We start from the raw sequence: 26,299 nt of genomic DNA on the forward strand, positions 1-26,299 counted from the left end.
TTGATTTTCATCATACCTTGGTAATTTTGGTTAAAAGTTTAACACTAAAAATTACAAAATGAAAGTCAATCAAATTTATGTCAACCTTCCGGTTAAAGACATACAGAAAACAAGAGAATTCTGGACTACCCTTGGTTTTGAAATTAACGAACAGTTTTCAGATGATAAGGCAGTATGCATTGTAATGAAGGATGACAATATCTATGTCATGTTCCTGAAAGAAGATTACTTCCAGACTTTTACCAATAAGCCTGTTGCCAAAGAGAATACAAGCCAGGTTCTTGTTGCCATTGGACTCAACAGCCGTGAAGAAGTTGATAAGGTGGTCAATACTGCCTTGCAAAATGGATGCACACAACATGAGGAACCTCAGGATTACGGATGGATGTATCAAAATTCTTTTTGGGACTTGGATGGACATGGCTGGAATATAACCTATGCCGATATTTCTCAAATGCCTGCTGAATAGGATAGAACACCTAATGAGCATCACTGTCATAAAGTGCTTCTTATTCAACTTTACCAGATGTTTTATTTTCAAATAAATTAAATCTTGCCTTATGCCAAGGTAGTTTTATTAAACCTTGGTCATTTAGGTTACAAGTTCAACACTAAAAATTACAAAATGACAATTAACCAGATTTATGTCAATTTACCTGTAAAAGACGTACAAAAAACCAGAGAATTCTGGACGAAGCTTGGCTTTTCTATAAATGAACAGTTTTCGAATGAACAGGCAATATGTGTAGTCATGCGGGAGGATCATATTTACACCATGTTTCTGAAAGAAGAATTTTTTCAAACATTTACGAACAGGCCTTTTGCCAAAGGAGATACTACACAAGTGCTTCTTGCAATAGGTGTAAACAATCGGGATGAGGTAGATCATATGGTAAAAACAGCTATTGAAAACGGAGGTTCAACATATAGTGAACCGATCGATCACGGATGGATGTATCAAAGTGCTTTTGCAGATATTGATGGGCATCAGTGGGAAGTGATGTATGGAGACCTCTCACAACTACCTGCAGACCAATCATAATACTTATCTTATGGAAACTATATCAAACGGAATAGACTTCGTGAAAAACCAAGTGACCAGTAATTATAAGGTGATCTCTTTAAATATAGAGGGTATCACGCATGACGAATCTATGGTTTTTCCCAATGGTGAGGCTAATTCTATGAATTGGATCCTCGGACACTTAATTTACATAAGGAACGCTTTTCTGAATATCCTGGGTGAAGAATCTGTTTGGGACGGAGAGAAATTCTCCTGCTACAACAGAGGAGAAATTCCATTGGAGCGGAAAGCTGAATTTGTAAATTTTGAAGAACTAAAATCTTACCTGAAGAAATCTCAGGATCTACTGGAAGCAAAACTTAACACCCTCGAAAGCTTTAATCCCGAAAACAGGACAGATATTTCAATGCTTTGCTTTCATGAAATTTACCACAGCGGACAGCTCGGTTACCTGCGCAGAATCCTGGGGAAACCGGGAGCGATAAAGTAAGGTTTAAAAATATAATCCATAAAAAAATAAAAAAATGGACACACCAAAATCAAAAAAATTGGAAATTATTATTCCGGCTTACAGGATGCATACCCAAAGCTTTATGAATGTTTTGGACGGCATTTCGGAAGAAGATGCATTGAAAAGAATTGAAAATAAAACCAATCATATCGTATGGATGGCAGGAAACTTCGTGAATATGAGGTATGGTTTGGGTTGGGTATTGGGACTGCAGGATCAGGATCCTAATAATGATCTTTTTTTTCAGGGAAAGGCTTTGGATGAAAGCAGCAAATATCCAACTTTAGCTGAACTACAGAAAAACTTTCACGATATCTCTTCAAAAGTATACCAGAGATTATGGGAGGTAACGGATGAGGAACTGGATGAAATATTTGAAATGGGGATGAATATTCCTTTTATCAAAGAAAATAAACTCAATTTTGTCGGAATGTGCATTGGGCGTGAAGATTATCTGTGCGGACAGATCGGGCTGATGCGTAAAATTTTAGGCTATCCGGGAATGAAATATGATGTGGACGAAAATATAAAATACTAACTTATGAATCCGGTAGAAAAGGGCTATAAACAAGTCAATGGAATTCAGATGTATTATGAAATGTATGGTGCAGGAAAACCTTTGGTATTGATTCACGGTGGAGGTTCTTCTTTTCTGTTTGATTACAAAGAAGCCATTGCAAGACTGGAAAATAAATTTCAGCTGATTGGAATTGATCTTCAGAATCACGGGAGAAGTGAGCACCGGGATATTCCTGAAACATTTGAGCAGGATGCCCGCGATGTTGCTGCTCTTTTATCAGAAATCGATATTAAAAAAGCTTCATTTTGGGGGTTCAGCAACGGTGGAAATACCGTTTTACAAATCGCTCATCTTTTTCCGGATATTGTAGAAAAACTGGTGGTGGCTTCAGCATTTTATAAAAGATCAGGAATGATTGATGGCTTTTTTGAAGGAATGCAGGAGGCTACTTTTGACACCATGCCGGAACCCTTTAAAATTAACTTTTTAAACTTAAATCCTGATTTCTCAAAGCTTGAAAACCTCTTTGACAAAGACTGTAAAAGGATGCAGACTTTTGAAGATTGGGATGATGAGGTGCTGGCTTCTATTGCGTCACCTGCACTGTTTATCAGCGGTGACAAAGATGTCATGAAGCCCGAACATACAGTTGCTATGTGGAGGCTGGTAAAAAAATCACAATTAATGATACTTCCCGCAACACATGGTACTTATATGATGGCCGATTTCGATGGAAGTATAGATACTCACTTAATAGATTTCACGGTAAAAGAAATAGAAAATTTTTTAAATAAATAAAATACAGCTAGTACAGGTTTTAAAAGTAACACCAATGCTTTACATCATCGTTGTGTTATTTGTGAACTTCATTTGTGCTATTTGTGTTTAACAATAATCTTAACAATTTAAAATTAAAAATCATGGCAAAATTAAATCCGTACTTAAATTTTGATGGAACAGCAGAAGAAGCGTTCAATTTTTACAAATCTGTCTTTGGAGGAGAATTTCAGGGTGAAATCCACAAGATGGGGAATGCTCCGGGTACTGAAAATCTTTCAGATGAGGAAAAAAACAGAGTAATGCACGTAGCACTGCCTATTGGAAATGACCTTTTAATGGCTTCAGATATCGTTCCCGGATTCGGACAGACGCTGACGGTAGGAAATAATAATTATGTTTCTATTTTTCCGGAATCAAAAGACGAAGCTGAAAGACTTTTTAAAGGACTTTCAGAAGGTGGAAATATAGAAATGCCGCTTGAAGATCAGTTTTGGGGAGACTATTTTGGAAGTTTTCAGGATAAATATGGCGTTCATTGGATGGTGAACTATAACGATGGATACACAAAATAATCTTATATTTAACTTATTATAAATAAAGGGCACTCATTTTTTGAGGAGCCCTTTACCTAATCACTTAAAAATAGAATTATGGATCCAGTTACAATAGACATTACAATTTTAGCACCGGTAGAAAAGGTCTGGAATTATTTCAATGAACCTAAGCATATTACAAAATGGAATTTTGCCCATGAAAGCTGGCAGTGCCCAAGTGCTGAAAATGACCTGAAAGTAGGAGGAAAGTTTAAGACCAGAATGGAAGCCAAGGATAAAAGTTTTGGATTTGATTTTGAAGGTGTATATGATGAGGTTATTCCTAACCAAAAAATACAATACCATATTGCGGACGGAAGAAAAGTAGAGGTGATCTTTGATAAAGTAGATGAAAATACAACAAAGGTTACTGAAATTTTCGATCCTGAAAAGCAAAACTCTGTGGAAATGCAAAGAGAAGGCTGGTATGCTATTCTCAATAATTTCCATAAATATGTTGAGAATCATTAAAAAACATTTTTTACAGCCATGATCAATTTAGTTATCATGTCAAAGAGTTTAAACTCTATATACACTATTAATTATGATCCTAAAGAAGGTTTTCTTCATGGAGTGATTGCCATACCTGCAAGAAGAGCTTTGGAGAAGGAGAAAATAGATTCCCTGGAAAAGCTGTCGGATTATTCTGAAAAAGAAATTATGCAGATGCATGGTTTTGGAAAAAATACCCTAGAGAAACTAAAGAATCATATGAAAGAAAACCAGATGTTTTTCAAGGAAATATAAAGTGTAAAACTACAGGGATTTTTGCTGTGTCGGTGCAAAAAAGCAAGATCATTCTTGTGAATGCATAGACATAAGATTTCCTTTACCATATATTTTCTTTCCAGGCTAAAGATCGGAACTCTGTACACTTTGCCCGACAGTAAAGTAAAAGCAATTAAATAAGAAAAATAATCAAAAAACGATATCAACCTATTTTAAAATTTAAACTTATGAATAATGATATTTTCCCGTGTCTCTGGTATGACGGAGATGCAAAACAGTCCGCAGAATTTTATTGCAAAGTTTTTGATGGTGAGATTACGGCAGATACTCCTGTTGTAATGAATGTTGATCTTTTCGGGCAGCGAATAATGCTTCTGAACGGTGGCCCGCAATTTAAGAAAAACCCTTCCATTTCTTTTATGGTGATTTGTGAAACAGAAGATGAAGTTCAGAAATACTGGGATCAGTTATTGGAAGGAGGAATAGCACTAATGGAGCTGGGATCTTATTCGTGGAGCAAAAAATATGGCTGGGTTCAGGATAAGTTTGGAGTAACCTGGCAGATATTGCTGGGTGAAAAGGGAATTGATCAGAAAATAGTTCCCACACTCATGTTTATCCATCAGAATAATGGCAAAGCTAAAGAAGCGATGGAACTTTACACACAGACGTTTCCCAATTCAAAGATTGGAAATATACTGAAATACGGAGATGGAGGAGAAGGACACGGTATAGCAGAACCTGCTGAAAATGTTCAGCATGCCCAGTTTAGCATTGATGGTTACAACCTGTATTGCATGGATAATTCTTATGACCATCAGTTTGACTTTAACGAAGGGATCTCCATGGTAGTAATGACGGATGATCAGGAGCAGACGGATCATTACTGGAATGCTTTAACTTCAAACGGAGGCCGGGAAAGTATGTGTGGCTGGCTGAAAGATAAATATGGTCTGAGCTGGCAGATTGTTCCTAAAAGATTAATCCAGTTAATGAATGATTCTGATCAGGAAAAAGCTTCTAAAGTAGTTCAGGCGATGATGAAAATGCAAAAAATTACTATACAGGATCTGGAGGAAGCTTATAATTCCTAAAAGTTTTCGGCTTACTGTTTGATGTGATTTAGAAAAGATTTGCTTATGAAAACACAGAACAAGTCAAAGTCTAAATCAAAAGTCCCTGAAGAAGGACTGTTTCCCGAAATTATCCGGAATGATTATCTGGGAAGCCGTAAATTATTTAAAAAAAAGGCAGTGATCTCAGGAGGAGACAGCGGAATAGGGCAGGCTGTAGCCGTGCACTTTGCCAGAGAGGGTGCGGATGTTGCAGTGATCTATAAAGAAAGTGATGACGATGCAAAAGAAACGAAAAGGCTGGTTGAAGAAGAAGGGCGGCAATGTATTTTAATGAAAGGAGATTTAACCCAAAAGGCTTTCAGGACAAAATGTGCAGAGAAGATCAGATCTGAATGGAAAAGTCTGGATATCCTTATTAATAATGCCGGAATTCATACCTCAAAAAGCAGTCTGGAAAAGATTACCGATGAGCAGATTCAGGAAACATTTAACACGAATATTCTTTCTATGATTTCTCTGACGAGAAATTTCCTTCCGCTGATCAGAAAAGGTGGCCGGATCATCTGTACAACCTCTGTTACCGCATACAGGGGAAGTGACCATTTGATAGATTATGCGGCTACAAAAGGAGCTGTGCTCGCTTTTATCCGTTCACTGGCTGATAATCTTGCTGAAAAAGAAATTCTGGTCAATGGGATTGCCCCCGGCCCCATATGGACACCTTTAGTGAAAGAAGCCTTTAGTGACCTTTCCACATTCGGAAAAGATACCCCTCTAAAAAGAGCGGGACAGCCTTCAGAGGTAGCACCTGCTTATGTATTTTTAGCTTCTAAAGATGCAAGCTATATTACGGGGGAGGTGATCCACATTAATGGGGGTGATTTTGTGGGAGGCTAGAAATTACAGACTGAAAGCTTCGGATATTGATACCGCCACCTAATTACAATAAATAAAATACTATGGAAAAGTTATCATACGAAATCGAGATTAATGCAGAACCGGAAAAAGTATGGAGTGTCCTTTGGGGAGATATTACGTACAGGCAGTGGACAACAGCCTTTACAGAAGGCTCCTTTTATGAAGGAACATTGGAAGAAAATAATATTATAAAATTCTATGATCCCAAGCTCAACGGAATGTACAGCAGGGTAGAAAAAATGATACCTAATGAGGAAATAAAGTTTCTGCATCTGGGAGAAATTTATGAAGGCGTTGAAGTTGCTCAGAACTGGGGTGATGCAACAGAATCTTATTTCCTTGAGGAAGTGGAAGACGGAACTTTACTGATTGTAAAAATTCAGACTCCGGCAGAATTTAAAGACTTTTTTGAAGAAAAATTTCCAAAGGCATTAAACATTGTGAAACATCTTTCAGAAAACCAGCTTTAGAAAGGAATTGACTGTATAAACGGTCCATGATTAAAACCAATCACAAAAATTAAAATATGGAAACCTTATCGTATGAAACAATAATAGATGCTCCCAAGCAAAAAGTTTGGGACATCCTTTGGAACCCTGATACTTATAGCGAATGGACCAAATATTTTGGACCATCATCTACTATGAAATCCGACTGGAAAGTTGGTGGAAAAACATATTTTCTTAATGACAAAGGAGAAGGCATGGTTTCTACCATAGATAGCCTGGAAGAGCCTAATCAGATCGTATTTAAACACCTGGGAATGGTAGATAAAGACGGTAATGAGGATACCCAAAGCAAGGAAGTAATGGAGTGGAACGGGGCATTTGAAAAATATTTTCTAATCGATTTTGGTGGAAAAACAAAGCTTCATGCAGAAGTACAGGTAGAAAAAGAATGGGAAGACCACATGAATACAGGTTTTACAAAAGGGCTGATGACCGTGAAAAACCTGGCTGAAGGAGTAAATCGTGACTCCGTATAGAATAAATAATGAATAATTAATATGTATAAACTATAGATTTAGGCTGCAGATCATCAAAAAGTTGTAATTTCCCTGATCTCTGCAGCCTATTATCTGCAATCTAAAAGTATGAAGCTACTAACAATCCTTTTCGGCACATTTATTCTCGCGTTATTGGGAACAATGATTTTTCAGGGGAAACCTGATTTTTTATTTTCAGGAAACCTCGGAATGGCTGTTTTCATCATTTTTACAGGGTTATCACATTTTAAATTTCAAAAAGGAATGGCCCTGATGATCCCGGAATTTATTCCCGGACGAATGTTTTGGGTATATTTCACCGGGGTGTTGGAAATTGCAGCAGGAATAGGATTGATGATCCCGGCTATAAGGGAAATTACAGCGGTTTTACTGATTGTTTTTTATGTACTGGTATTTATAGCCAATATCAATTCTTCAAGAAAGAAAATTAATATTTTTAAGGCAGATTATACGGGCCCCGGGATGAGGTATCTGTATGTTCAGAGGATTCCAATGCAGATTATTTTAATTGCCTGGACATGGTATTTTGGAATTTATTTACACTAAATAGAATGACAGTCTTTTTTGACTGTTTTTTTATTTATAAAATTATTCTCTCAATTTTTGTTAAATAATGTAACGTTTTAGGGTTGTTGTATGTCTAATTGTAAAGAAGTGTTTATTCTTTTGTTGATTTAAAAGTGTAAATACAAAACATAGTTTTAACTTTAAAACATAAGTTATGAATCTAAATTCCAAAATTTTAACCACCGCCAATATTGTAATCTCAGCTATTATGATCCACGCACAAAGCACAACAGCCAAATTACCTGGTGATCCTACATTACCGTCTTCAAAAGCTAATCTGGAGAAACTTGTTTCTTATGATAAAGGAACGTTCAAATATAAAGTTGAAGATTACTTTGCAAGACCAAAAGCTTCGGCATTTAAAATCTCTCCTGATGGAAAATACCTTTCCTACAAAGAAAAAGATACGGATAAGAAAAATCACGTATACGTCAAAGAGCTCAGTACCGGAAAAATTACTAAAGCGATTGTAGAAAAAGATGATCTGATTAAAAACTATGGCTGGCTGAATAAAAGCCGTCTTTTTTATACCCAGGATAAAGGAGGAAATGAGAATATCCACCTATATGCCGCCGATGCTGACGGTGGGAATCTTAAAGATTTAACACCGTTTGATGGGATTACCCTGGGAACAATCAGACCTATAAAAGATACTGATTTTGTGGTGGTGACCATGAATAAAAATAATAAGCAAATCTTTGAACCCTATAAAATCAACTTTGTTACCGGACAAATAACCCAATTGTACGAAAATAAGGATGTCAATAGCCCTATTGATGATTATATTTTCGACAAGGACGGAAATTTAAGAGGATATACGGTTCTGGAAAACGGGCTTACCACTAAGACCTACTATAAAGATTTACAAACAGGGAAGTTCAACCTTCTGAAGTCAACAGATTGGTCAGATACATTCAGTATTATCAGGTTTAATGATAATTCTAAAAACAAAGATGAAGCGTATGTGGTTACTAATTTAGACAGTGACAAATCAAAAATCGTTTTATATGATTTAAAGAAAAATGCGGTAATCAAAGAGGTATACTCTCATCCTGTATATGATGTAAACTCAATAAGTGTTGCCGGAAAAAACAGAAATTATGAACTGGACTATATCAGTTATAACGGAGTAAAAGGGGAGACCGTTCCTGTAAGTAAATTTTACAAGGAAATTGATGATAAATTAAAAGCTCAGTTTAAAGATAAAGAATTTGGAATTGTTTCTTCAGATGATAATAATGAAAAACTACTGGTTATTGTAGCAAGTGATAAACTCTACGGAACTTACTATGAATATGATACAAAATCCAAGGAATTAAAACTTCTTTATGACCTTATGCCGCAGCTTAAAGAAGAGGATATGGCAGAAATGAGACCTATTGAATTTAAAAGCAGAGACGGACTGACCATTCATGGATATATTACGTTACCTAAAGCCGCTTTGGAAGGTAAAAAAGTTCCTTTGGTTGTAAATCCTCACGGTGGTCCGCAAGGAATCAGAGATGACTGGGGATTCAACCCTGAGACTCAGTTGTTTGCCAGTAGAGGATATGCCACACTTCAGGTAAATTTCAGAATTTCAGGAGGCTATGGAAAGGGATTCCAAAAAGCAGGGTACAAACAGATTGGAAGAAAAGCAATGGATGATGTAGAAGACGGCGTGAAATATGCCATAAGCCAGGGATGGGTAGACAAAGATAAAGTGGCCATCTATGGAGGAAGCCATGGAGGGTATGCTACTTTGATGGGCTTGATTAAAACTCCTGACCTGTACGCTTGTGGAGTAGATTATGTAGGGGTATCCAATATCTTTACCTTCTTTGCTTCTTTCCCTGAATATTGGAAGCCGTATAAAGAAATGGTAAAACAGATCTGGTATGATCTGGATAATCCTGAGGAAGCTAAAATCGCTAAGGAAGTTTCACCGGTGTACCAGATTGATAAAATTAAAAAGCCATTATTTGTGGTTCAGGGCGCTAATGACCCAAGAGTGAATATCAATGAATCTGACCAGATTGTTAAAGCAATGCGTGCTAAAGGATTCGAAGTTCCTTATATGGTAAAATATGATGAAGGACACGGATTTGGAAAAGAACCCAACAGGATAGAACTTTATAAGTCTATGTTAGGATTTTTTGCAGAAAACTTTAATAAAAGTAAATAAGAAGGATAATATTTTATAAGAAACGGAGAGCACTTAGCTCTCCGTTTTGCTTATATAAAGTCTATTTATAAGTACAGGTATAAAGTTGTTGACTAGCTGTCTTTGTCATTCCGCAGGAATCTAACAGTGTTATTAAAAAAGAGAAGTGTAGGTTGGAATAAACGCAAAGGCGGAAGAAGATTGAATAACTAAATGTTTTAAGACGCAAGGATTTTATCTGCGATAAAATTGTTCCAGAGATTTTGAATATTTCAGCTTTCTTTTGCTGTTGCAGTGTAGCATGTGTTTTCTATAAGGGAGAGTACAGAATTTTTTGACTGGCGCTGTCTTTGGCATTCCGCAGGAATCTAACAGTGTTATTAAAAAAGAGCAGGTTAGAAGTGTAGGTTGGAATAAACGCAAAGGCGCAGGAAGATTGAGTAACTAAGCGTTTTTAAGGCGCAAGGATTTTATCTGCGATAAAATTGTTCCAGAGGTATTTGAATATTTTCAGCTTCCTTTTGCTGTTGCAGTGTAGCATGTGTTTTCTATAAGGAAGAGTACAGAATTTTTTGACTGGCGCTGTCTTTGTCATTCCGCAGGAATCTAAACAGTGTTATTAAAAAAGAGAAGGTTAGAAGTGTAGGTTGGAATAAGCGCAAAGGCGCAAGAAGATTGAATAACTAAATGTTTTAAGACGCAAGGGTTTTATCTGCGATAAAATTGTTCCAGAGGTATTTTGAATATTTTCAGTTCCTTTTGCTGTTGCAGTGTGGCGTGTGTTTTCTATAAGGGATAGTACATAATTTTTTGACTGGCGCTGTCTTTGTCATTCCGCAGGAATCTAACAGTGTTATTAAAAAAGAGCAGCTTAGAAGTGTAGGTTGGAATAAGCGCAAAGGCGCAAGAAGATTGAATAACTAAATGTTTTAAGACGCAAGGATTTTATCTGCGATAAAATTGTTCCAGAGGTATTTGAATATTTTCAGTTTGCTGTTGCAGTGTAGGATGTGTTTTCTATAATGGAGAGTACAGAATTTTTTGACTGGCGCTGTCTTTGTCATTCCGCAGAAATCTAAAATAGTGTTATTAAAAAAGAGCAGGTTAGAAGTGTAGGTTGGAATAAGCGCAAAGGCGCAAGAAGATTGAATAACTAAATGTTTTAAGACGCAAGGATTTTATCTGCGATAAAATTGAGTATGCCGGCAAATACCCCAGCCCTGATAGCAGTGGTTACCCCACAGCATGCAATGGCTCTTTTAAGAAAGCGCGAGCGCGAGGAGTATGAACGGATAGCAGGAAAGAGCTCCCCGAAATATGAGTAATGATTGGGCTGTAGGAAATATATTTTCTGAAATAAAATCTGATGGATAAAAGAAAAGTTGGATTTTAATAAAAATATTTTAAATTTATTAAAGTAAAACCAAAAGGATAGCCGTCTTGTCAGTATGGAGGTTGTCGAAAAAGTAACAATGCCACAGAAGGAGAAAGAAAGTATCATCTCACAAACCGTTTCAAACTACGGAGGGAAGCTGATGTCTTATATTCGTCCTAAAGTGAAAAACACGGAAGATGCAGAAGATATTCTGCAGGAAGTGTGGTATCAGTTCAGTAGCCTTACCAATCTTTCTGAGATTGTGAATGTAGGAGGCTGGCTGTACAGGGTGACGGCGAATAAAATAACAGACCGCTACCGGAAAAAGAAAACAGAAAATCTTGAAGATTTCGTCTATGAAGATGAAGACGGAAGCTTTTCCATCAAAGATATTTTATTGATGGATGATAGCGCAGGTCCTGAAGTGAAGATGTTTCAGGATGAAATTTGGAAAAAACTGTTTGAAGCACTTGATGAACTTCCCGAAAAACAAAGACAGGTCTACGTAGAAAATGAACTGAACGACAAAACCCTCCAGGAGATCGCCGATGAACAGGGTGAAAACATCAAAACCATCATCAGCAGGAAAAATTATGCTGTGAAGCATCTGAGAAACAGATTGAGAAGATTATACGAAGATTTAAAAAGTTAGAAAAAGAAATTATGAATCATAAACACAAAAAGGGCTGGATTTTTTTATTGTTATGTCCGCCATTGATCCTCTTAGCCGTTACATGGATTGTAATGATGCTTTGGAACTGCCTGCTTCCCGAAATTTTAGGGGTAAAAGCTATTACATTCTGGCAGGCCATGGGAATACTTATTTTAAGTAAGATTCTTTTCGGAGGTTTCCATTTTGGGAAAGGGATGAGAGATTTCAAGGAAAGAAAAATGAGAGAGAAAATGGAGGGGCTATCTCCTGAAGAAAGAGAAAAATTCAAGGAGGTCTGGAGAAATAAATGTTCCGGAGGATTCTTCAACAGAAACAACGAATAATTTAAAAATTTTAAGAAGTAGTAAAGTAAAATTAAAAATTCATTCGTCTATATAAAAAATAAGAAGTAGTAAAATTTAAAATTTAGAAAAATGAAAAATTCAGCATTAAAAGGAGCTCTTGGAGCACTAGCCGTTGTAGGCGTAGCACTCATTGCTAAAAAAGCGGTACAAAGAAAAAGATTTATCAAAGGTATTTTTGATGAATACGGAATCAAAGAAAAATCCCCTTTCGGATTAGCAGATAAAATCAGAGAAATGAATGAAGAGGATTATCAGGAACTGAAAGGGAAATTCAAAAAGGAATTCAGTTCAAGATGCTGCAGAAAAGATAATACCTGCGAAGCATAATAGGTGAAATACTAAATTGAAATTGTTTAGTTCCGGCGCGGGAAGCTCTGCTTCCCGCGCCGGAACTTTTCGTTATGTAAACTGAGTCACAGATTGAAATAGATTTAGCTGATCAGTTACAGTACAGCAATATGATTAGCCTGAAATTTTATCACAGATAATATCCTTGCGTCTTAAAAGTATACAGATTGTTGTGAAAAGACTTAGCGCCTTTGCGTTTCCAGCCTTCAACTGATAAAATAATATTGCGATTGTTTCGTCTTTGATTCACAATGATTTTTAGATTCGGTCTTCCAACAAAATTTTACTGTAAAACATCAAACACAAAGAAAAATAAATTCTTATTTTTGTACTGCTCAATGAAAGATTACTACTATTTTCTCGGTATATCACAGGAAGCTTCTGAGGAGGATATTAAAAAGGCCTACCGGAAGCTGTCTTTAAAGTATCATCCGGATAAAAATGATAATGACGATTTTTTTGCTGACCGTTTCCGTGAGATTCAGGAAGCCTATGAAACGTTGAGTGACTCTGCAAGAAGACATTCCTATGATCAGAATTTAGAAAGTCATCAAAGAAGCTTCAGGTATAATATTCCTCCTGCAATCAAAACTTTTTCGGCCAATAAAATTCATGCTAAAAAAGGAGAGGAGATTATCATCAGCTGGCAAACGACGAATGCAGATGTAGTGAAAGTATTGCCTTTTGGACTGGAAAAGCCGTATGGAGAAAGAATATTTAAGATTACGGAATTTAAAGATGGGAAATTCCAGCTTTTACTTCATGCCACAAATTCTCTTTTGCATAAAACCGTCGTTCAGGGAATTACGATTACGGAAGTTTTTGAAAATGATTCAGAAAAATTCAAAAACACGGCGGAAGAAATGTTTAAGCCACAACCAAGAACCAGGATAAACAAGTCTGGTCAGCCTAAAATTGTAATGTTGATTCTGGGAATAGTGATACTGGCAATTGCTGTATATATCTTAATAAAGAATTTCAGCTAATTTCTTATGCCATTTTCTTCCTTCCCGGACATTTTTTACATCTTTTACCCTTCTTGAATTTTTTACAGCAAGATTTTTTTTCACAGAACATCTCTTCATTCTGAAATGCATATACAGGTGCCAGAGGCGGTACTTTAAATGGAGTAATCATATTCATGTTGCAAATATATTAATTTAGAATAAATATAATTAATAAAATTTCATAATTTTCTAAAAACCTGATGAATAGCAGTGGATGCTCCTTTTTGGAGCTATAAATCAATATGATGAATTACATCAATTACATACTTTATTTTTCATATTTACCTATTGACTCTGCTTTTTTTAGATAAATTATAAATAATTCATAATGTAAAAATAGGATCATAATATGAGCTGGCATATTATAATATTTCAATGGATGCAGTACTGTTTTATTTGAAATAGAATTAACTGTATTTTTAAGTATTGTGTATAGAATAGCTATGTTTGTTATTTATAATGTGGTAAATAAGTGTTAATGTTATTAAAAGTAGATTTCATTAAAGCAGTCAGGTATTTCTGTGAATGAGCATCCGTTGAATGCTGTTGTACAATCGTTCAAAAAATTGTAATTTTAGCCATCTTTTTTACAAACAAAATCTAATAAATAAAAATGAATACAGAACAGTTTGTGAGCCGTCACATTTCCCTTAATGAAGCCGATAAACAGGCGATGTTGGAAAAACTTGGCGTTTCTAGTATTGAAGAGTTAATTTCTCAAACCATTCCTTCTTCTATCCGCTTAGAGAAAGATCTTGAGATCTCGGAACCGCTTTCAGAATACGAAATGCTGAACCACTCGAAAGAATTGGCATCTAAAAACACTGATTTTACAAGTTACATTGGATTCGGATACCACAATACACTTTTACCATCAGCAATTCAGAGGAATATCTTTGAAAATCCAAGCTGGTATACGGCTTATACACCGTATCAGGCAGAGATTGCACAGGGAAGACTGGAAGCTCTTCTTAATTTCCAAACTGTAGTATGTGATCTTACAGGTTTTGGATTAGCAAATGCATCTCTATTGGACGAGTCTACTGCAGCTGCTGAAGCAATGCATATGTTCTTCAACAACAGGACGAAAGATCAGAAAAAAGCAGGAGCCAATAAGTTCTTTATTTCTGACCTTGTTCTTCCTCAAACAGTTTCTGTACTGAAAACAAAAGCTGAAGGACTGGAAATTGAAGTGGTAATCGGTGATCATAAAACGCATCAGTTTGACGAGACCTATTATGGTGTTTTATTACAGTATCCAGGTAAAAACGGAGTTGTTTTAGACTATACAGAAGATATCGTAAACTATAAAAAACTTGATCTTCAGGTAGCGGTTGCCTGTGACCCTATGGCTTTGGTTAAACTGAAGTCTCCGGCTGAGATGGGTGCTGACTGTGCGGTAGGAACTTCACAGAGATTCGGTATTCCATTAGGGTATGGAGGTCCTCACGCAGCATTCTTTGCTTGTAGAGAAGATTATAAAAGAGATATCCCGGGAAGAATTATCGGGGTTTCTCAGGATATGTACGGAAAACGTGCACTAAGAATGGCATTACAAACCAGAGAACAGCACATCAAGAGAGAAAGAGCAACTTCTAACATCTGTACTGCTCAGGTTCTATTGGCGGTAATGGCCGGAATGTATGCTGTATACCACGGTCCAAAAGGACTAAGCTATATTGCCGACCAGATCCACTTCAAGGCAAACGCTTTGAAAAATGGTCTTAAAGCATTAGGGTATGAAACCGTAGAAGAGCCGATCTTCGATACGGTAAAAATCACTATGAATGAAGATGAGAAAGGAAGATTGATGAGAATGATGCAGGATCATAGAATCAACCTTAATTACTTCACAGAAGATGTTGTTAGTATTGCGATCAACGAAAGTACAACATTGGAGAAATTAAATGATCTGATGGCTTCTTTTGCCCAGTTTAAAGATAAGCAGACTTTCAAATTAGAAATCAAAGAAGGATACAGTATTCCTGAAGAGAATTTAAGAAAAGACGAAATTCTTACGGAACAGGTCTTCAACAAATACCATACAGAGACAGAATTGATGCGTTATATCAAGCGTCTTGAGAGAAAAGATTTATCACTGACGCACTCAATGATCTCTTTAGGATCTTGTACGATGAAGCTGAATGCAGCAACGCAGATGTTACCGTTATCATGGGCAGATTGGGGTAGTGTACACCCATTTGTACCTGTAGATCAGGCAGGAGGTTACCAGAAAATGATCGCAGAACTTGAAAAAGATCTTGCTGAAATTACCGGTTTTGCCGGAACTTCATTGCAGCCTAACTCAGGAGCTCAGGGAGAATATGCAGGATTAATGGTAATCAGAGAATACCATATTTCAAGAGGAGATGCACACAGGAATGTAGTATTGATCCCGCAGTCTGCACACGGAACAAACCCAGCTTCTGCAGCAATGGCAGGAATGAAAATCGTAGTCGTTAAAAACCTTGAAAGCGGAGAAATCGACTTTGAAGATCTTAAAGCTAAAACAGAACAGCATTCAGCGAATTTATCAGCTGTAATGATCACTTATCCTTCTACATACGGATTCTTTGATGCCAACATTAAAGAAATTACCAACTTAATCCATGAACACGGAGGACAGGTATACATGGATGGTGCCAACATGAATGCTCAGGTAGGATTTACAAGTCCGGGGAACATCGGAGCAGATGTTTGTCACCTGAATCTTCACAAAACTTTCGCCATTCCTCACGGAGGTGGAGGTCCTGGAGTAGGTCCTATCTGCGTGGCTAAACACCTGGTTCCTTTCCTTCCTTCTAACGCTAATATCAGAATTGGAGCTAAAGAAGCTATTGACGGTATTTCTGCAGCACCTTACGGTTCTGGATTGATCCTTAACATTTCTTATGCTTACATTAAAATGTTAGGAACAGACGGTCTGAAAAAAGCTACAGGACATGCTATCATGAACGCCAACTATCTTAAAGAGATCCTGGCAGCACATTTCCCTATTCTATATTCAAATGAACACGGAAGAGTAGCTCATGAGTGTATCGTAGATTTCCGCCAGTTTAAATCTTTAGGAATTGAAGTGGCTGATGTAGCGAAGAGATTGATGGATTATGGTTTCCATGCTCCTACCGTTTCTTTCCCTGTTGCAGGAACATTGATGATTGAGCCTACAGAATCTGAAAGCAAGTCTGAAATAGACCGTTTTGCAGAAGCGTTGATCTCTATCAAGAAAGAAATCGATGAGATTGCGAACGGAGAAGCGGATGCAGCGAACAACGTATTGAAAAATGCTCCGCATACAGAGCAGCTGGTGATCTCAGATTCCTGGGATAAGCCATACAGCAGAGAAAAGGCAGCTTATCCATTAGACTGGGTAAGAGACCACAAATTCTTCGCTTCTGTATCAAGAGTAGATGAAGCATACGGAGATAGAAATTTAGTATGTACTTGTGAGCCTATCGAAGCTTATATGTAATAGAATTTTTTCCAGATATAACAAATCCCTTTCGTAATGAGAGGGATTTTTGTTTTTATTAATTTTTTGTGACAATATTGCTTTGTGTCCAGCATTCATAAATTTTCCCGTTTCTAAGCTTTAATATATCAGTTCCTTCGATCAAAAATTTATTTCCAGTAATATCATTTGGATATTCAGTTTTTCCTGCGAAAATTCCGGTTGCCTTCCAATGACAACTTAACTACGCAAAGTCTCCTGACTTTGAGTAAGTTATTATTCATCATAATTGTTGTATTTCCAGAATTCAGAACTTCTATTTACATTAATCACTGGATTTTCTGCAATTTCAATTGAATGATTATTCCTGTTCCATTAGAATAATTGGTTGCTGAAGAATAAATATAATGATTTGCTTTTGCTACAATTCCGGCACGAACTGGATTCAGGTGTATATAATTTAATTTATCTCACAAGAACTTTAAGCTGAAGATTTCCTCAGCATGATTTCCGTATTGCCAAACCTGAAAATTTTTGTTTCTTGAATGGGTATCAATAGCTTTGGCAAATCGTTCTAAAATCCAATCTGTTCGGCTTTCCGCTTCTGTTTGTATTTTTTCTAATATTTGTTTCGTTGTAAATTTTTTAAAATCTCTGATTAGATCAGAAAGTTTTCCATCTTTTGACCGTACAATAAAAGGTAAATGGTTGCTCATGATGACATAGCCGTAAAGAACCATTCCCTTGTTTTTGATGCAGAATCCTAAACATTCTATAATAGTATCTCGATATGTTTTCGGGTAAAAATATCTATCCAGTCAATAATAGTACAGGTGAAAAAGTGAGGTCTTTTCTGCTCTCTGATAACATATCCTTCTTTCATATTTGGTTTTTATCAAGATAATTAACGAAGTTGTAAATTATATACTTTATAGTGGTTTTTATTTGCCTCAAAGTCAGGAGACTTTGCGGAACACAGTGACCTTTTGGGACAGCTTCTTTATTGAACATTTCAAGCCCTGTTATTTTTTCTTGCGGGGGTAAGCAGCTAGAATTGCAATCCCCACCAAAACGAAGGTGATCATCGAAATGGTTTCCATTGAAATTTCGCTTTTGTTTTCTGATGTATTTTGCTGGGAACACGAAAAAAGAAAAGATACTGTGATCCACAGATATCTCAATGGTTTTTTTTCATTCATAAGTGCATTTGTTTGATTTTTAATATTTTAAAATCAATAATTATACCGGGTTTGTGCTGTTTGAAAATTGATTTATTTTATTTGTATAATGGCTTTTTTTATATTTATATTTAAAATAATAACAGTAATAATTTCATTAAAATATTCCTTATTAAGTTGAATTTTAATGCTGCTTTTTTCAACTAAGGATTTTACCGTAATCCGGCTGAGATATCATTAATGTTGTTCTTCTATGATAAAAAATAAAGCACCTCTCAGTTTTAAGAGGTGCCCTTAATGTATTATAGTTTGTTATTTAGTTACCTTCTTCTATAGCTGTATGCAACTAATATGGCAACACCCATAGTAAGGCAGGTTATAATTGAAATAGTTTCAATGGAGATTTCACTTTTCATCTGTGTGTTTTCCTTTTCACATGAAAAAAAGAATAATACTGTCATCAGCAGACAGCCCGAGAGTAATTTTTTAATCATAAATGCATTTGTTTGGTTATTAATGTTTTATGAATCAAAAAGTATACCGAATTTGTAGACTAAAGGATGGGTGTTTTTTAATAAGGTTTAAACCTGGTGTTCATTTAAAATTCTGGAAGCTTTATCAATAACTTCCTGATGCTGAAAATAGCTGACAATAGTGATTAAAATAAAAAATAAGATAGGCACTACAAGTTCTATGATCAAGTGATAACAAAATTATATAAGAGTAAAAAAAGAATTCCTGCATATATTACATTAAACAGGATGGGGTAAAATGCTTCTGTTTTAAAGGTTAAAATTTTCGTGTTTTCATTATAAATAAAATATTCTTTGCCAGGAGATAATACAAGCAGAGATCTTTGTGAAAAATCCAGTTTTATAAGATTATCTTTTCCTGTGATGGTATTGCCGTCAATATGGATATCATTCACGCCCCGTTCTGTGAATGAGCTGCATACGGCATTGATTACATCTTCTAATGTTTTGTCTGCTGTGATTTTTCTTTTAAATGTATAGGTAAATGGAAACATATAACCTTATTTTTCACTCTCAACTCTCAACTCTCAACTAATAACTCATAACTCATAACTCTGAACTCCTGACTGAAGAGCTTCCTTAGCTTCCAGCTTTTCGATTAATGCAGATTTTACAGCAGTGAGTGCATGGTCTTTCGCTTCAGCAAAAGAAATTCCGTATTTTCGTTCGATATGATTCAGGCCTTCAGGGAATGAAGCCAGCAACTGATCATAGAAAGTATCCAGGAATTCTGCGGAAGGCATTTCATAATTGATCTTCAGCTGAAAACGCCGCAATATGGCAGTATCTATTATTTCAGGATGGTTCGTGGCACAAAGCAGCAGTGCATTTTCAGGATAATAGTCAATCAACTGGATCAGGGTGTTTACAAGCCTTCTCATCTCACCTACATCCTTGTCATCGCTGCCTCTTGCTTTTCCGATCTGATCCAGTTCATCAAGAAAAAGGACAGACCTTTCCCTTGCGGCTTTATCAAATATCATTTTAATATTTTGGGAAGTTTCCCCGATACGCGAGGAAACGATATTACTCAGGTTGAGGATAATAATATTTTTACCTAAAGCATTGGCTATTGCTTTTGCCGTCATTGTTTTTCCACATCCTGAGCTCCCCTGGAGAAGGATCTTATTATTCACGGGAAGGCCGTACTCCTGTAGCTCTTTCACATAGGTGTTTTCCTTGATAAGCTGTATCAGTAAGCCTTTATTGGTTTCATTGAGGAATACATCATTGAGATTTACTTGTTCTTTGTCCTGAATAATAAGATTGTACAGATTCATGGTGGCAATTCAAATAGTTAATTCTTAAGGAATACAAAGATAAAACTTTATTGAATGAAGTTTCATCCTGAAAAAGAATAAATAGGTAGGTCAGCAGTAGAGACATATTGCGGATAAAAATAATCAGGCTCTATAAGATGTATGGATATCGTAAAGTTTAGGTACACTCTAAAAACAAGAAAAGCCAAACGTATGTTCAGCTTTTCTTTTGGATATTAAAATGTGTTATGAAACTAAGATCTTTTTGTTATGTTTTTGGGCCCTTTTACCCTGTTGAGTAAAAGAGCAAGGCCTGATTTTCAGACTAAAAACATAAAACAATATAATTAGTATAGATATTCTATAGGCTTACTGTGTTTTTAAAATTAGTTTCTTTCTCTTCTTACTGTCATGAAATATGATGTGAACACTACTAAACATGTTGCGATACCGATATAAGTTACCATTTTGTATTATTTTTAATTATTTGACTTTTTTTTATCAATCTTTCAATTGCAATATTACAGTTTTCAAATCACGTGCCAAAGTAAAATATTATGATGTATATCAGTGTATTGCGAGGGTTTTTGTTCACTTATTTGTTAATTTTTGTTTACAAAAAATTAATACATTATTGAGAATTTATTAATGCATTTATTGTCCTGTCCGTAAAATTATGTGAAAATGTTAAGCGTTTAAAGCTTTCTATATTGGACTTGATAAAACAAAAAATAAATAATGCAATGCATAATACCGTCCGTTTGACCTGTTTTTGAATGTGAAATTTGAGCGTAAAACAGATCTCTATGTTAAGAAAAATTATTTTTACCGTTAGTTTTTATGCAGTGATTTTTTGTCAGTTGTCCGATTATATGACACCTTAGCGCTTGTTTTTATGTCAATGTGGAGAGAGATAATAGGATGTCATAAATCTTTATTGCTGGAATTATTGCAATATGAGTCATACCTATATCTAAGGTAAAATGCTTTATTATAATTGTTTAGCAAAAGGTGTTGAAGCTTGAGTTGGGTTTTTGATGTCTGCCAGGGGATGATCTTAGCAGAAACTAGTGTTTACACCCTTTAATAAAAGAAAAATATTTGATTGGGGGATCTGCTGATCTTTATATAGTAGGTCGTTTACTTTCAAACGGAGTTGAAAGAATACAGATCTGTTTTTATTACATTTGTATAAAGAATAAATGATGGGACGAAGTTATATTTTTCTGGCTTTAGCAATTGTATTTGAAATCATAGCTACTACTTTTCTGAAAAAATCGGAAGAATTTTCTAAACTATGGCCTTCCGTTGTCACGGTAATAGGATATGCTTCTGCTTTTTACTGTCTGAGCCTTACCCTTCGTGAGATTCCTGTAGGCATTACCTATGCCATCTGGTCTGGAGTAGGAATTGTGTTTATAACCATGATTGGAATTATTGCCTTTAAACAGGTGCCGGATCTTCCTGCCATTATTGGGATTGTACTTATTGTGCTTGGAGTAATTATCATCAATGTATTTTCAAAAATGGGAACCCATTAAGCCTTATTTTACGGAATTTTTCAGGCTTCTCCGGAAACCGGAGATTATTTTACTCTGGGTTTTCCAAAAGGATTATAAGATATTCCGACATTGAAATAGAATGAAGGTTTGTAGCGGGCTTCAAAAATATAGTCTTTGAAAGATTCTTCTTTATCAAAGGCTCTGGCTTGCGGAACGGTCCTCATTCCGGTTTTTAATGTTCCTGTTAAATTATTGCCAAGGCTGTGTTCATAAATAACCCCGGAATTGATCTCCAGCTGACGGAATTCACAGGTCCTGCTATTCTTGTACATATAAAAGGAAGTATTATCCATCTCCGTTCCCAGAGAAAGTCTTCCGTTGGCAAGAATGTTTTTCCGTACTAATACTTTTTTGGGAAAACCATCCATCAGAAGATCTCCGGAGAAACTTTTATACGGGTCAGCAAACATATGTTGTCAATATAAACTATATTGACTCCTTTGATAATCATACTCTATACATTGATGTATCGGAAATTCCGATAGGGGAAGTATACAGGGAAGAATTTTTCACAAAATATGCCGGTGGATTTTTAAATCGGATTAATGGTTATCCATACAGTTTTTGGTCTTTTTCGCAATAGAAACTTCGTCTTTTGCCTAAGCCGGTCTGTTTCTTGACCAGTTTTAATCCGCATATTGGGCATATTGTTTTTGTATGAACCTGCCAGTGTTTTTTCAGCGTAAATTCTCTTTTCCATTCCAGGAAATCGAAGCTGTAATTTCTGGCCTCTGCAATAAGTTCTTTTAGCTTTTTATCGGGAAGGTTTCCAAGTAAGCTTTCGGGCTGAACGCCGATTCTGAAAAGCACTTCGTTTTTAATAATATTACCTACTCCCGAAAATATATTCTGATCCATCAGGGCATCGCAAACCATCATTTCAGGGTTTGATTTCAGTTTCTTTTTTGCTTTTGCAGGATTCCAGCGGTCACTCAGTACATCGGCTTCCCAGTCTATTGAAGAAAGGTGTTCCTTCTCAACAGGTTTTACAGAACAGGTATAAAAGTATATACCACCCGTTGAAAAGATTAAGGCTAAACGTAAGCTTTTGTCCGGTTTCGTCTGCTCATTAATACTGTAAGAGCCAAACATTAACAAGTGAATACGAATAGCCGCTTTTTCAAAAACCAGATACGTCTGCTTTCCAAAAGTACGGATTTCCAGAAGGGGCTGACCCACAAATGGTTCTTTGTCAAATTTGGCATTACCTGAAGCTTCTGTTACCTTTTGGCCGACAAACTGCTGCAGGTTTTCTTTCATTAGAATTATAGATGGTCCTTCAGGCATAGCTTTCTTTTTTATGAAAAGTCCAAATACTATTCCAAGTGAATCATTGTTTTATCCAATACTGAAAAGGTCAGAATATTCAAAAAATATGCTGACCTGTGCTTATTCTTTATCTGTAATTATTGCTTCCTTCCTGCAAACCGTATTACAGAACCGGTTCCGTTGTGAAATAAACCTTCTTTAAGTTCTATTTCTGTTTCTATCAGCTCCACAATATCATAACCAGGAAAATCAGCTTTGATCTCATCAATGGAGAATAACGATTCAATATCTTTCGGACCTCCTACACTGGCATTTCTTGCAATATAATCAAGATGATTCTTACTGAAAGCTTCAAAAATAATAAAACCGCCTTTGCGAAGATACACATCAAGCATTCTATGGATTGATGATTTTATTTCAGCAGGAAAATGAGCATAGATAAGAGCAATAGCATCGAACTGTTGCTCCTGATATCCTAAGGTTGATAATTCGCCTACCTGATAATCAATAGCTACCTGGTTTTGTTCTGCGAGCTGCAGTGCTTTCTTCTGCCCTTCAGTACTGATGTCAAATGCTGATGCTTTCCATCCCTGAAGAGCAGCATAAACGGAATTTCGTCCCTCACCATCGGCAGGGAAGAGGATAGAACCGGGCTTTAATTGTTTTAATTGTGCTTGCAGATAAAGATTGGGATCTGTTCCGTATACGAACTCTTCATTGTTGTATCTTTCATCCCATTTCTCAAGCCATGCATTGTCTTTCATTGGTAATTTTTTTTAAATCAATAATAGGTAAAGCCAAGTTTTTAAAGTCTTCCCAAATGTAAAGCCTTTTCTGCTGGTTTTTTCTACCGAAAAAACAGTGATTATAATAGATTTTTTGAATGAGATTGCTGTTTAATAAAAATCTAAATAGTATTCCATAAAACTAAAATTTGAAGTAATTTTGAAAAATGATGAATTTAAACCAGATTTTCACCAATCAACGTACAGGAAATAATCCGCATACCAAAGCTTCAAGGACTGATTTTCAAAGGGATTTCGATAGAATTATCTTTTCTTCTGCCTTCAGAAGACTTCAGAATAAAACCCAGGTTTTCCCTCTTCCCGGAAGCGTTTTTGTACATAACAGGCTTACACACTCCTTAGAAGTGTCGTCGGTAGGAAGAAGTTTAGGAAGTATTATTGGTGAATTTATTGCTGAAGATTTTAAAAATGAACTTAGTGAAGATTCCAAGAATTTTTATCTCTATAATTTAGGAAATGTAATTGCTGCGGGATGTTTGTGCCATGATGTAGGAAACCCGGCTTTCGGTCATTCCGGTGAAGATGCTATTGCAAGTTATTTTGAAAGGAATGAGAAAGATCTGAAATCAAAATTTAATGAAAAAGAATGGGCAGATCTGGTTAATTTTGAAGGAAATGCAAATGCTATAAGAGTATTGGCCCAGCAGCAGCAGGGAAAAGATGCCGGAGGTATTCAGCTTACTTTTTCCACACTGGCAAGTATCGCCAAGTATCCATGTGAAGCGGTTGCCAGGAAAAAAGGAGTTATCCATAGAAAGAAGTTCGGATTTTTCCAGAATGAGAAAGATATATTCCTGGAAATAGCAAAAGGAACCCATCTGATTGCTGAAAGCGAGGAGCCCTATATTTTCAAAAGACACCCATTTGTATGGTTGGTAGAGGCTGCTGATGATATCTGTTATAATATTATTGATATGGAAGATGCCCACAGACTGGGGATAGTATCAACTGCCGAGTGTGAAAACCTGTTTTTTGAGCTGGTAAAATCCGAAAGTAACGATATCAATAAAGTGAAAGATAAGCTGGTTTCCATTTCTAATGAAAACGAAAAGATCTCTTACCTGAGAGCAAAAGCAATCAATGCATTGATCAATAAATCACTTGAAATCTATAAACAGAATTTTGAAACTATTCTTAAAGGCGGTTTGGATAATGGTCTGCTGGATATGTACAAATCTGAGAATAAAGCTTTACAGGATATAGAATCGTTCTCTATAGAAAAGATCTACAATCACAAAGCAGTAGTAGAAATTGAAAATGCAGGATATAATGTAATGTATGAATTGCTGGATCATTTTATTCCTTCTATCCTGAAACCTGAGGACGAAAGAAAATCATATGATAAAAAAGCATTGAAGCTGCTTCCAAGACAGTTTGTATATGAAACCGGAACAGATTATCAGAAAGTCCTTGGAATCATTGATTTTGTCTCAGGAATGACGGATAATTATGCTACGGATCTCTATAGAAAGATTAAAGGTATCGATATAGGAATGACCGTTTAGTTTGAAAATAAGTAGTATATTTATAGAAAGAGTTTAAATTGTTTAAAACCTTAGGGATAACTTCCAGTGTTTTAACAAAACATCAATTATTACTACTTATTATAAAAACTTAAACTATGGGAATTTATCTTGCACCCGTTATTTTCTTCGGGCTTATTATTTTATTTGCATCATTTTTTGTTGTAAAACAGGAAACAGCTGCCATTATAGAACGTTTTGGAAAATTCCAGGGAGTAAAACATTCAGGGCTTCACCTTAAGCTTCCTATTATTGATCAGATTGCCAAAAGACTGAATCTTAGAATTCAGCAGCTGGATGTTATGATTGACACAAAAACGCTGGACAATGTATTTATAAAAATGAAAATCTCTGTTCAGTACCAGGTCATCAGAAACCAGGTGGGAGATGCCTATTACCGTTTGGAAAATCCTGAAAATCAAATTACTTCTTTTGTCTTTGACGTGGTGCGTGCTGAAGTACCAAAGATGAAACTGGATGATGTCTTTGTAAGAAAAGATGATATTGCAGTAGCCGTAAAAGGAGAGCTTCAGGAAGCTATGAACAGTTATGGATATGATATCATCAAAGCGTTGGTAACTGATATAGATCCTGATGAGCAGGTGAAACATGCCATGAACAGGATCAATGCCGCAGAAAGAGAGAAAACAGCTGCCGAATATGAGTCAGAAGCGCAGAGAATAAGAATTGTAGCCGTAGCAAAAGCCGAAGCGGAATCTAAGAAGCTGCAGGGGCAGGGGATTGCAGATCAAAGAAGAGAAATTGCAAAAGGTCTTGAAGAATCTGTAAGAATGCTGAACAACGTAGAGATTAATTCACATGAAGCATCTGCTCTTATTGTGGTAACCCAACACTATGATACTTTACATTCTGTAGGGGCAAGCACCCGCAGTAATCTGGTGCTTCTTCCCAATTCACCTACTGCAGCAAGCAGTATGCTGAATGATCTGGTAGTTGCCATGACCACAGCAAATACCGTAGGGGAAGCCACCAAAGGTAAATACCCGGAACCTCCTCAAAAAGAATCAGGATATTAAAAAGGAACGAGGTTTTAACTTCATTCTTTTTCGGAAAAAAAGCTACTGAATTTCAGTAGCTTTTTTA

At 36.1% G+C, this 26,299-nt stretch carries 29 protein-coding genes; 22 read left to right on the forward strand and 7 right to left on the reverse strand.

Going from position 1 to position 26,299, the window contains the following annotated elements; all coding sequences use genetic code 11:
- Positions 1 to 58: 58 nt before the first annotated feature.
- From MP478_RS02490 to gcvP, 19 genes are all read left to right on the forward strand, one after another.
- On the forward strand, positions 59 to 469 hold the full coding sequence (locus tag MP478_RS02490) for a VOC family protein (protein ID WP_230040294.1): 411 nt from the start codon (positions 59 to 61) through the stop codon (positions 467 to 469).
- A 156-nt stretch (positions 470 to 625) separates the two neighbouring features.
- Positions 626 to 1,042 carry a VOC family protein gene (locus MP478_RS02495; RefSeq protein ID WP_230040293.1) on the forward strand — a complete coding sequence of 139 codons (417 nt, stop codon included), beginning with the start codon at positions 626 to 628 and terminating at the stop codon, positions 1,040 to 1,042.
- A gap of 10 nt (positions 1,043 to 1,052) precedes the next feature.
- Positions 1,053 to 1,514, forward strand: a complete 462-nt coding sequence (locus MP478_RS02500) for a DinB family protein (RefSeq protein WP_230040291.1) — start codon at positions 1,053 to 1,055, stop codon at positions 1,512 to 1,514.
- Positions 1,515 to 1,548: 34 nt separating this feature from the next.
- Entirely contained in the window at positions 1,549 to 2,073 is a 525-nt protein-coding gene (locus MP478_RS02505) for a DinB family protein (RefSeq protein ID WP_230040289.1), read from the forward strand.
- 3 nt (positions 2,074 to 2,076) lie between these two features.
- The gene (locus MP478_RS02510; RefSeq protein WP_257199493.1) at positions 2,077 to 2,853 is read left to right on the forward strand and encodes an alpha/beta fold hydrolase; all 777 of its coding nucleotides are present in this window, start codon (positions 2,077 to 2,079) and stop codon (positions 2,851 to 2,853) included.
- A gap of 122 nt (positions 2,854 to 2,975) precedes the next feature.
- Complete coding sequence (locus MP478_RS02515; protein WP_230040285.1) at positions 2,976 to 3,407, forward strand: VOC family protein; 432 nt, start codon at positions 2,976 to 2,978, stop codon at positions 3,405 to 3,407.
- A gap of 78 nt (positions 3,408 to 3,485) precedes the next feature.
- Entirely contained in the window at positions 3,486 to 3,899 is a 414-nt protein-coding gene (locus MP478_RS02520) for an SRPBCC family protein (protein ID WP_257189155.1), read from the forward strand.
- Between the two features lie 36 nt (positions 3,900 to 3,935).
- Entirely contained in the window at positions 3,936 to 4,175 is a 240-nt protein-coding gene (locus MP478_RS02525; RefSeq protein WP_257189154.1) for a DNA-directed RNA polymerase subunit alpha C-terminal domain-containing protein, read from the forward strand.
- A 209-nt stretch (positions 4,176 to 4,384) separates the two neighbouring features.
- On the forward strand, positions 4,385 to 5,251 hold the full coding sequence (locus tag MP478_RS02530; RefSeq protein ID WP_257189153.1) for a VOC family protein: 867 nt from the start codon (positions 4,385 to 4,387) through the stop codon (positions 5,249 to 5,251).
- 45 nt (positions 5,252 to 5,296) lie between these two features.
- Positions 5,297 to 6,130 (forward strand): SDR family oxidoreductase, encoded by an 834-nt coding sequence (locus MP478_RS02535; protein WP_257199494.1) that lies wholly within the window; start codon positions 5,297 to 5,299, stop codon positions 6,128 to 6,130.
- A 62-nt stretch (positions 6,131 to 6,192) separates the two neighbouring features.
- Complete coding sequence (locus tag MP478_RS02540) at positions 6,193 to 6,621, forward strand: SRPBCC domain-containing protein (protein ID WP_257189151.1); 429 nt, start codon at positions 6,193 to 6,195, stop codon at positions 6,619 to 6,621.
- A 56-nt stretch (positions 6,622 to 6,677) separates the two neighbouring features.
- On the forward strand, positions 6,678 to 7,136 hold the full coding sequence (locus MP478_RS02545; protein WP_230040274.1) for an SRPBCC domain-containing protein: 459 nt from the start codon (positions 6,678 to 6,680) through the stop codon (positions 7,134 to 7,136).
- Positions 7,137 to 7,244: 108 nt separating this feature from the next.
- Positions 7,245 to 7,703: a hypothetical protein gene (locus MP478_RS02550; protein WP_230040272.1), complete on the forward strand. Its 459-nt coding sequence runs from the start codon at positions 7,245 to 7,247 to the stop codon at positions 7,701 to 7,703.
- A 175-nt stretch (positions 7,704 to 7,878) separates the two neighbouring features.
- Positions 7,879 to 9,888: a S9 family peptidase gene (locus tag MP478_RS02555; protein WP_257189150.1), complete on the forward strand. Its 2,010-nt coding sequence runs from the start codon at positions 7,879 to 7,881 to the stop codon at positions 9,886 to 9,888.
- Positions 9,889 to 11,339: 1,451 nt separating this feature from the next.
- Positions 11,340 to 11,894 carry an RNA polymerase sigma factor gene (locus MP478_RS02560; protein ID WP_257199495.1) on the forward strand — a complete coding sequence of 185 codons (555 nt, stop codon included), beginning with the start codon at positions 11,340 to 11,342 and terminating at the stop codon, positions 11,892 to 11,894.
- A gap of 11 nt (positions 11,895 to 11,905) precedes the next feature.
- Entirely contained in the window at positions 11,906 to 12,238 is a 333-nt protein-coding gene (locus tag MP478_RS02565; protein WP_230040266.1) for a hypothetical protein, read from the forward strand.
- Between the two features lie 90 nt (positions 12,239 to 12,328).
- Entirely contained in the window at positions 12,329 to 12,586 is a 258-nt protein-coding gene (locus MP478_RS02570) for a hypothetical protein (protein WP_230040264.1), read from the forward strand.
- Between the two features lie 359 nt (positions 12,587 to 12,945).
- Positions 12,946 to 13,593 carry a J domain-containing protein gene (locus MP478_RS02575; protein ID WP_257199496.1) on the forward strand — a complete coding sequence of 216 codons (648 nt, stop codon included), beginning with the start codon at positions 12,946 to 12,948 and terminating at the stop codon, positions 13,591 to 13,593.
- 634 nt (positions 13,594 to 14,227) lie between these two features.
- Positions 14,228 to 17,086, forward strand: coding sequence for an aminomethyl-transferring glycine dehydrogenase (gcvP, locus tag MP478_RS02580; RefSeq protein WP_230040255.1), 2,859 nt, complete (start codon positions 14,228 to 14,230; stop codon positions 17,084 to 17,086).
- A gap of 449 nt (positions 17,087 to 17,535) precedes the next feature.
- Here gcvP and MP478_RS02585 read toward each other — a convergent pair whose 3' ends face one another.
- The 4 genes from MP478_RS02585 to MP478_RS02600 form a co-directional block, all read right to left on the reverse strand.
- Positions 17,536 to 17,805: a hypothetical protein gene (locus tag MP478_RS02585; RefSeq protein ID WP_257199497.1), complete on the reverse strand. Its 270-nt coding sequence runs from the start codon at positions 17,803 to 17,805 to the stop codon at positions 17,536 to 17,538.
- Between the two features lie 282 nt (positions 17,806 to 18,087).
- Complete coding sequence (locus tag MP478_RS02590) at positions 18,088 to 18,264, reverse strand: hypothetical protein (RefSeq protein WP_257189148.1); 177 nt, start codon at positions 18,262 to 18,264, stop codon at positions 18,088 to 18,090.
- Between the two features lie 676 nt (positions 18,265 to 18,940).
- Positions 18,941 to 19,270, reverse strand: a complete 330-nt coding sequence (locus MP478_RS02595; RefSeq protein WP_257189147.1) for a hypothetical protein — start codon at positions 19,268 to 19,270, stop codon at positions 18,941 to 18,943.
- A gap of 45 nt (positions 19,271 to 19,315) precedes the next feature.
- On the reverse strand, positions 19,316 to 20,056 hold the full coding sequence (locus tag MP478_RS02600) for an AAA family ATPase (RefSeq protein ID WP_257199498.1): 741 nt from the start codon (positions 20,054 to 20,056) through the stop codon (positions 19,316 to 19,318).
- A gap of 1,184 nt (positions 20,057 to 21,240) precedes the next feature.
- Here MP478_RS02600 and MP478_RS02605 point away from each other — a divergent pair.
- Positions 21,241 to 21,576: a multidrug efflux SMR transporter gene (locus tag MP478_RS02605; RefSeq protein ID WP_257199565.1), complete on the forward strand. Its 336-nt coding sequence runs from the start codon at positions 21,241 to 21,243 to the stop codon at positions 21,574 to 21,576.
- Between the two features lie 44 nt (positions 21,577 to 21,620).
- On the opposite strand, the gene MP478_RS02610 is transcribed toward MP478_RS02605, so the two are convergent.
- The 3 genes from MP478_RS02610 to MP478_RS02620 form a co-directional block, all read right to left on the reverse strand.
- Positions 21,621 to 22,007 (reverse strand): DUF6268 family outer membrane beta-barrel protein, encoded by a 387-nt coding sequence (locus tag MP478_RS02610; protein WP_257199499.1) that lies wholly within the window; start codon positions 22,005 to 22,007, stop codon positions 21,621 to 21,623.
- A 139-nt stretch (positions 22,008 to 22,146) separates the two neighbouring features.
- Positions 22,147 to 22,884: a DNA-formamidopyrimidine glycosylase family protein gene (locus MP478_RS02615; protein ID WP_257199500.1), complete on the reverse strand. Its 738-nt coding sequence runs from the start codon at positions 22,882 to 22,884 to the stop codon at positions 22,147 to 22,149.
- A 119-nt stretch (positions 22,885 to 23,003) separates the two neighbouring features.
- Positions 23,004 to 23,630: a bifunctional 2-polyprenyl-6-hydroxyphenol methylase/3-demethylubiquinol 3-O-methyltransferase UbiG gene (locus MP478_RS02620; protein ID WP_230040245.1), complete on the reverse strand. Its 627-nt coding sequence runs from the start codon at positions 23,628 to 23,630 to the stop codon at positions 23,004 to 23,006.
- 191 nt (positions 23,631 to 23,821) lie between these two features.
- Between MP478_RS02620 and MP478_RS02625 the strand changes: the two genes are divergently transcribed.
- Positions 23,822 to 25,177: a deoxyguanosinetriphosphate triphosphohydrolase gene (locus MP478_RS02625; protein WP_230040330.1), complete on the forward strand. Its 1,356-nt coding sequence runs from the start codon at positions 23,822 to 23,824 to the stop codon at positions 25,175 to 25,177.
- Between the two features lie 116 nt (positions 25,178 to 25,293).
- Entirely contained in the window at positions 25,294 to 26,232 is a 939-nt protein-coding gene (locus tag MP478_RS02630) for an SPFH domain-containing protein (protein WP_230040243.1), read from the forward strand.
- The last annotated feature ends 67 nt before the right edge of the window (positions 26,233 to 26,299 follow it).

It is taken from the genome of Chryseobacterium sp. WG14 (assembly GCF_024586945.1).
GTDB lineage: Bacteria > Bacteroidota > Bacteroidia > Flavobacteriales > Weeksellaceae > Chryseobacterium.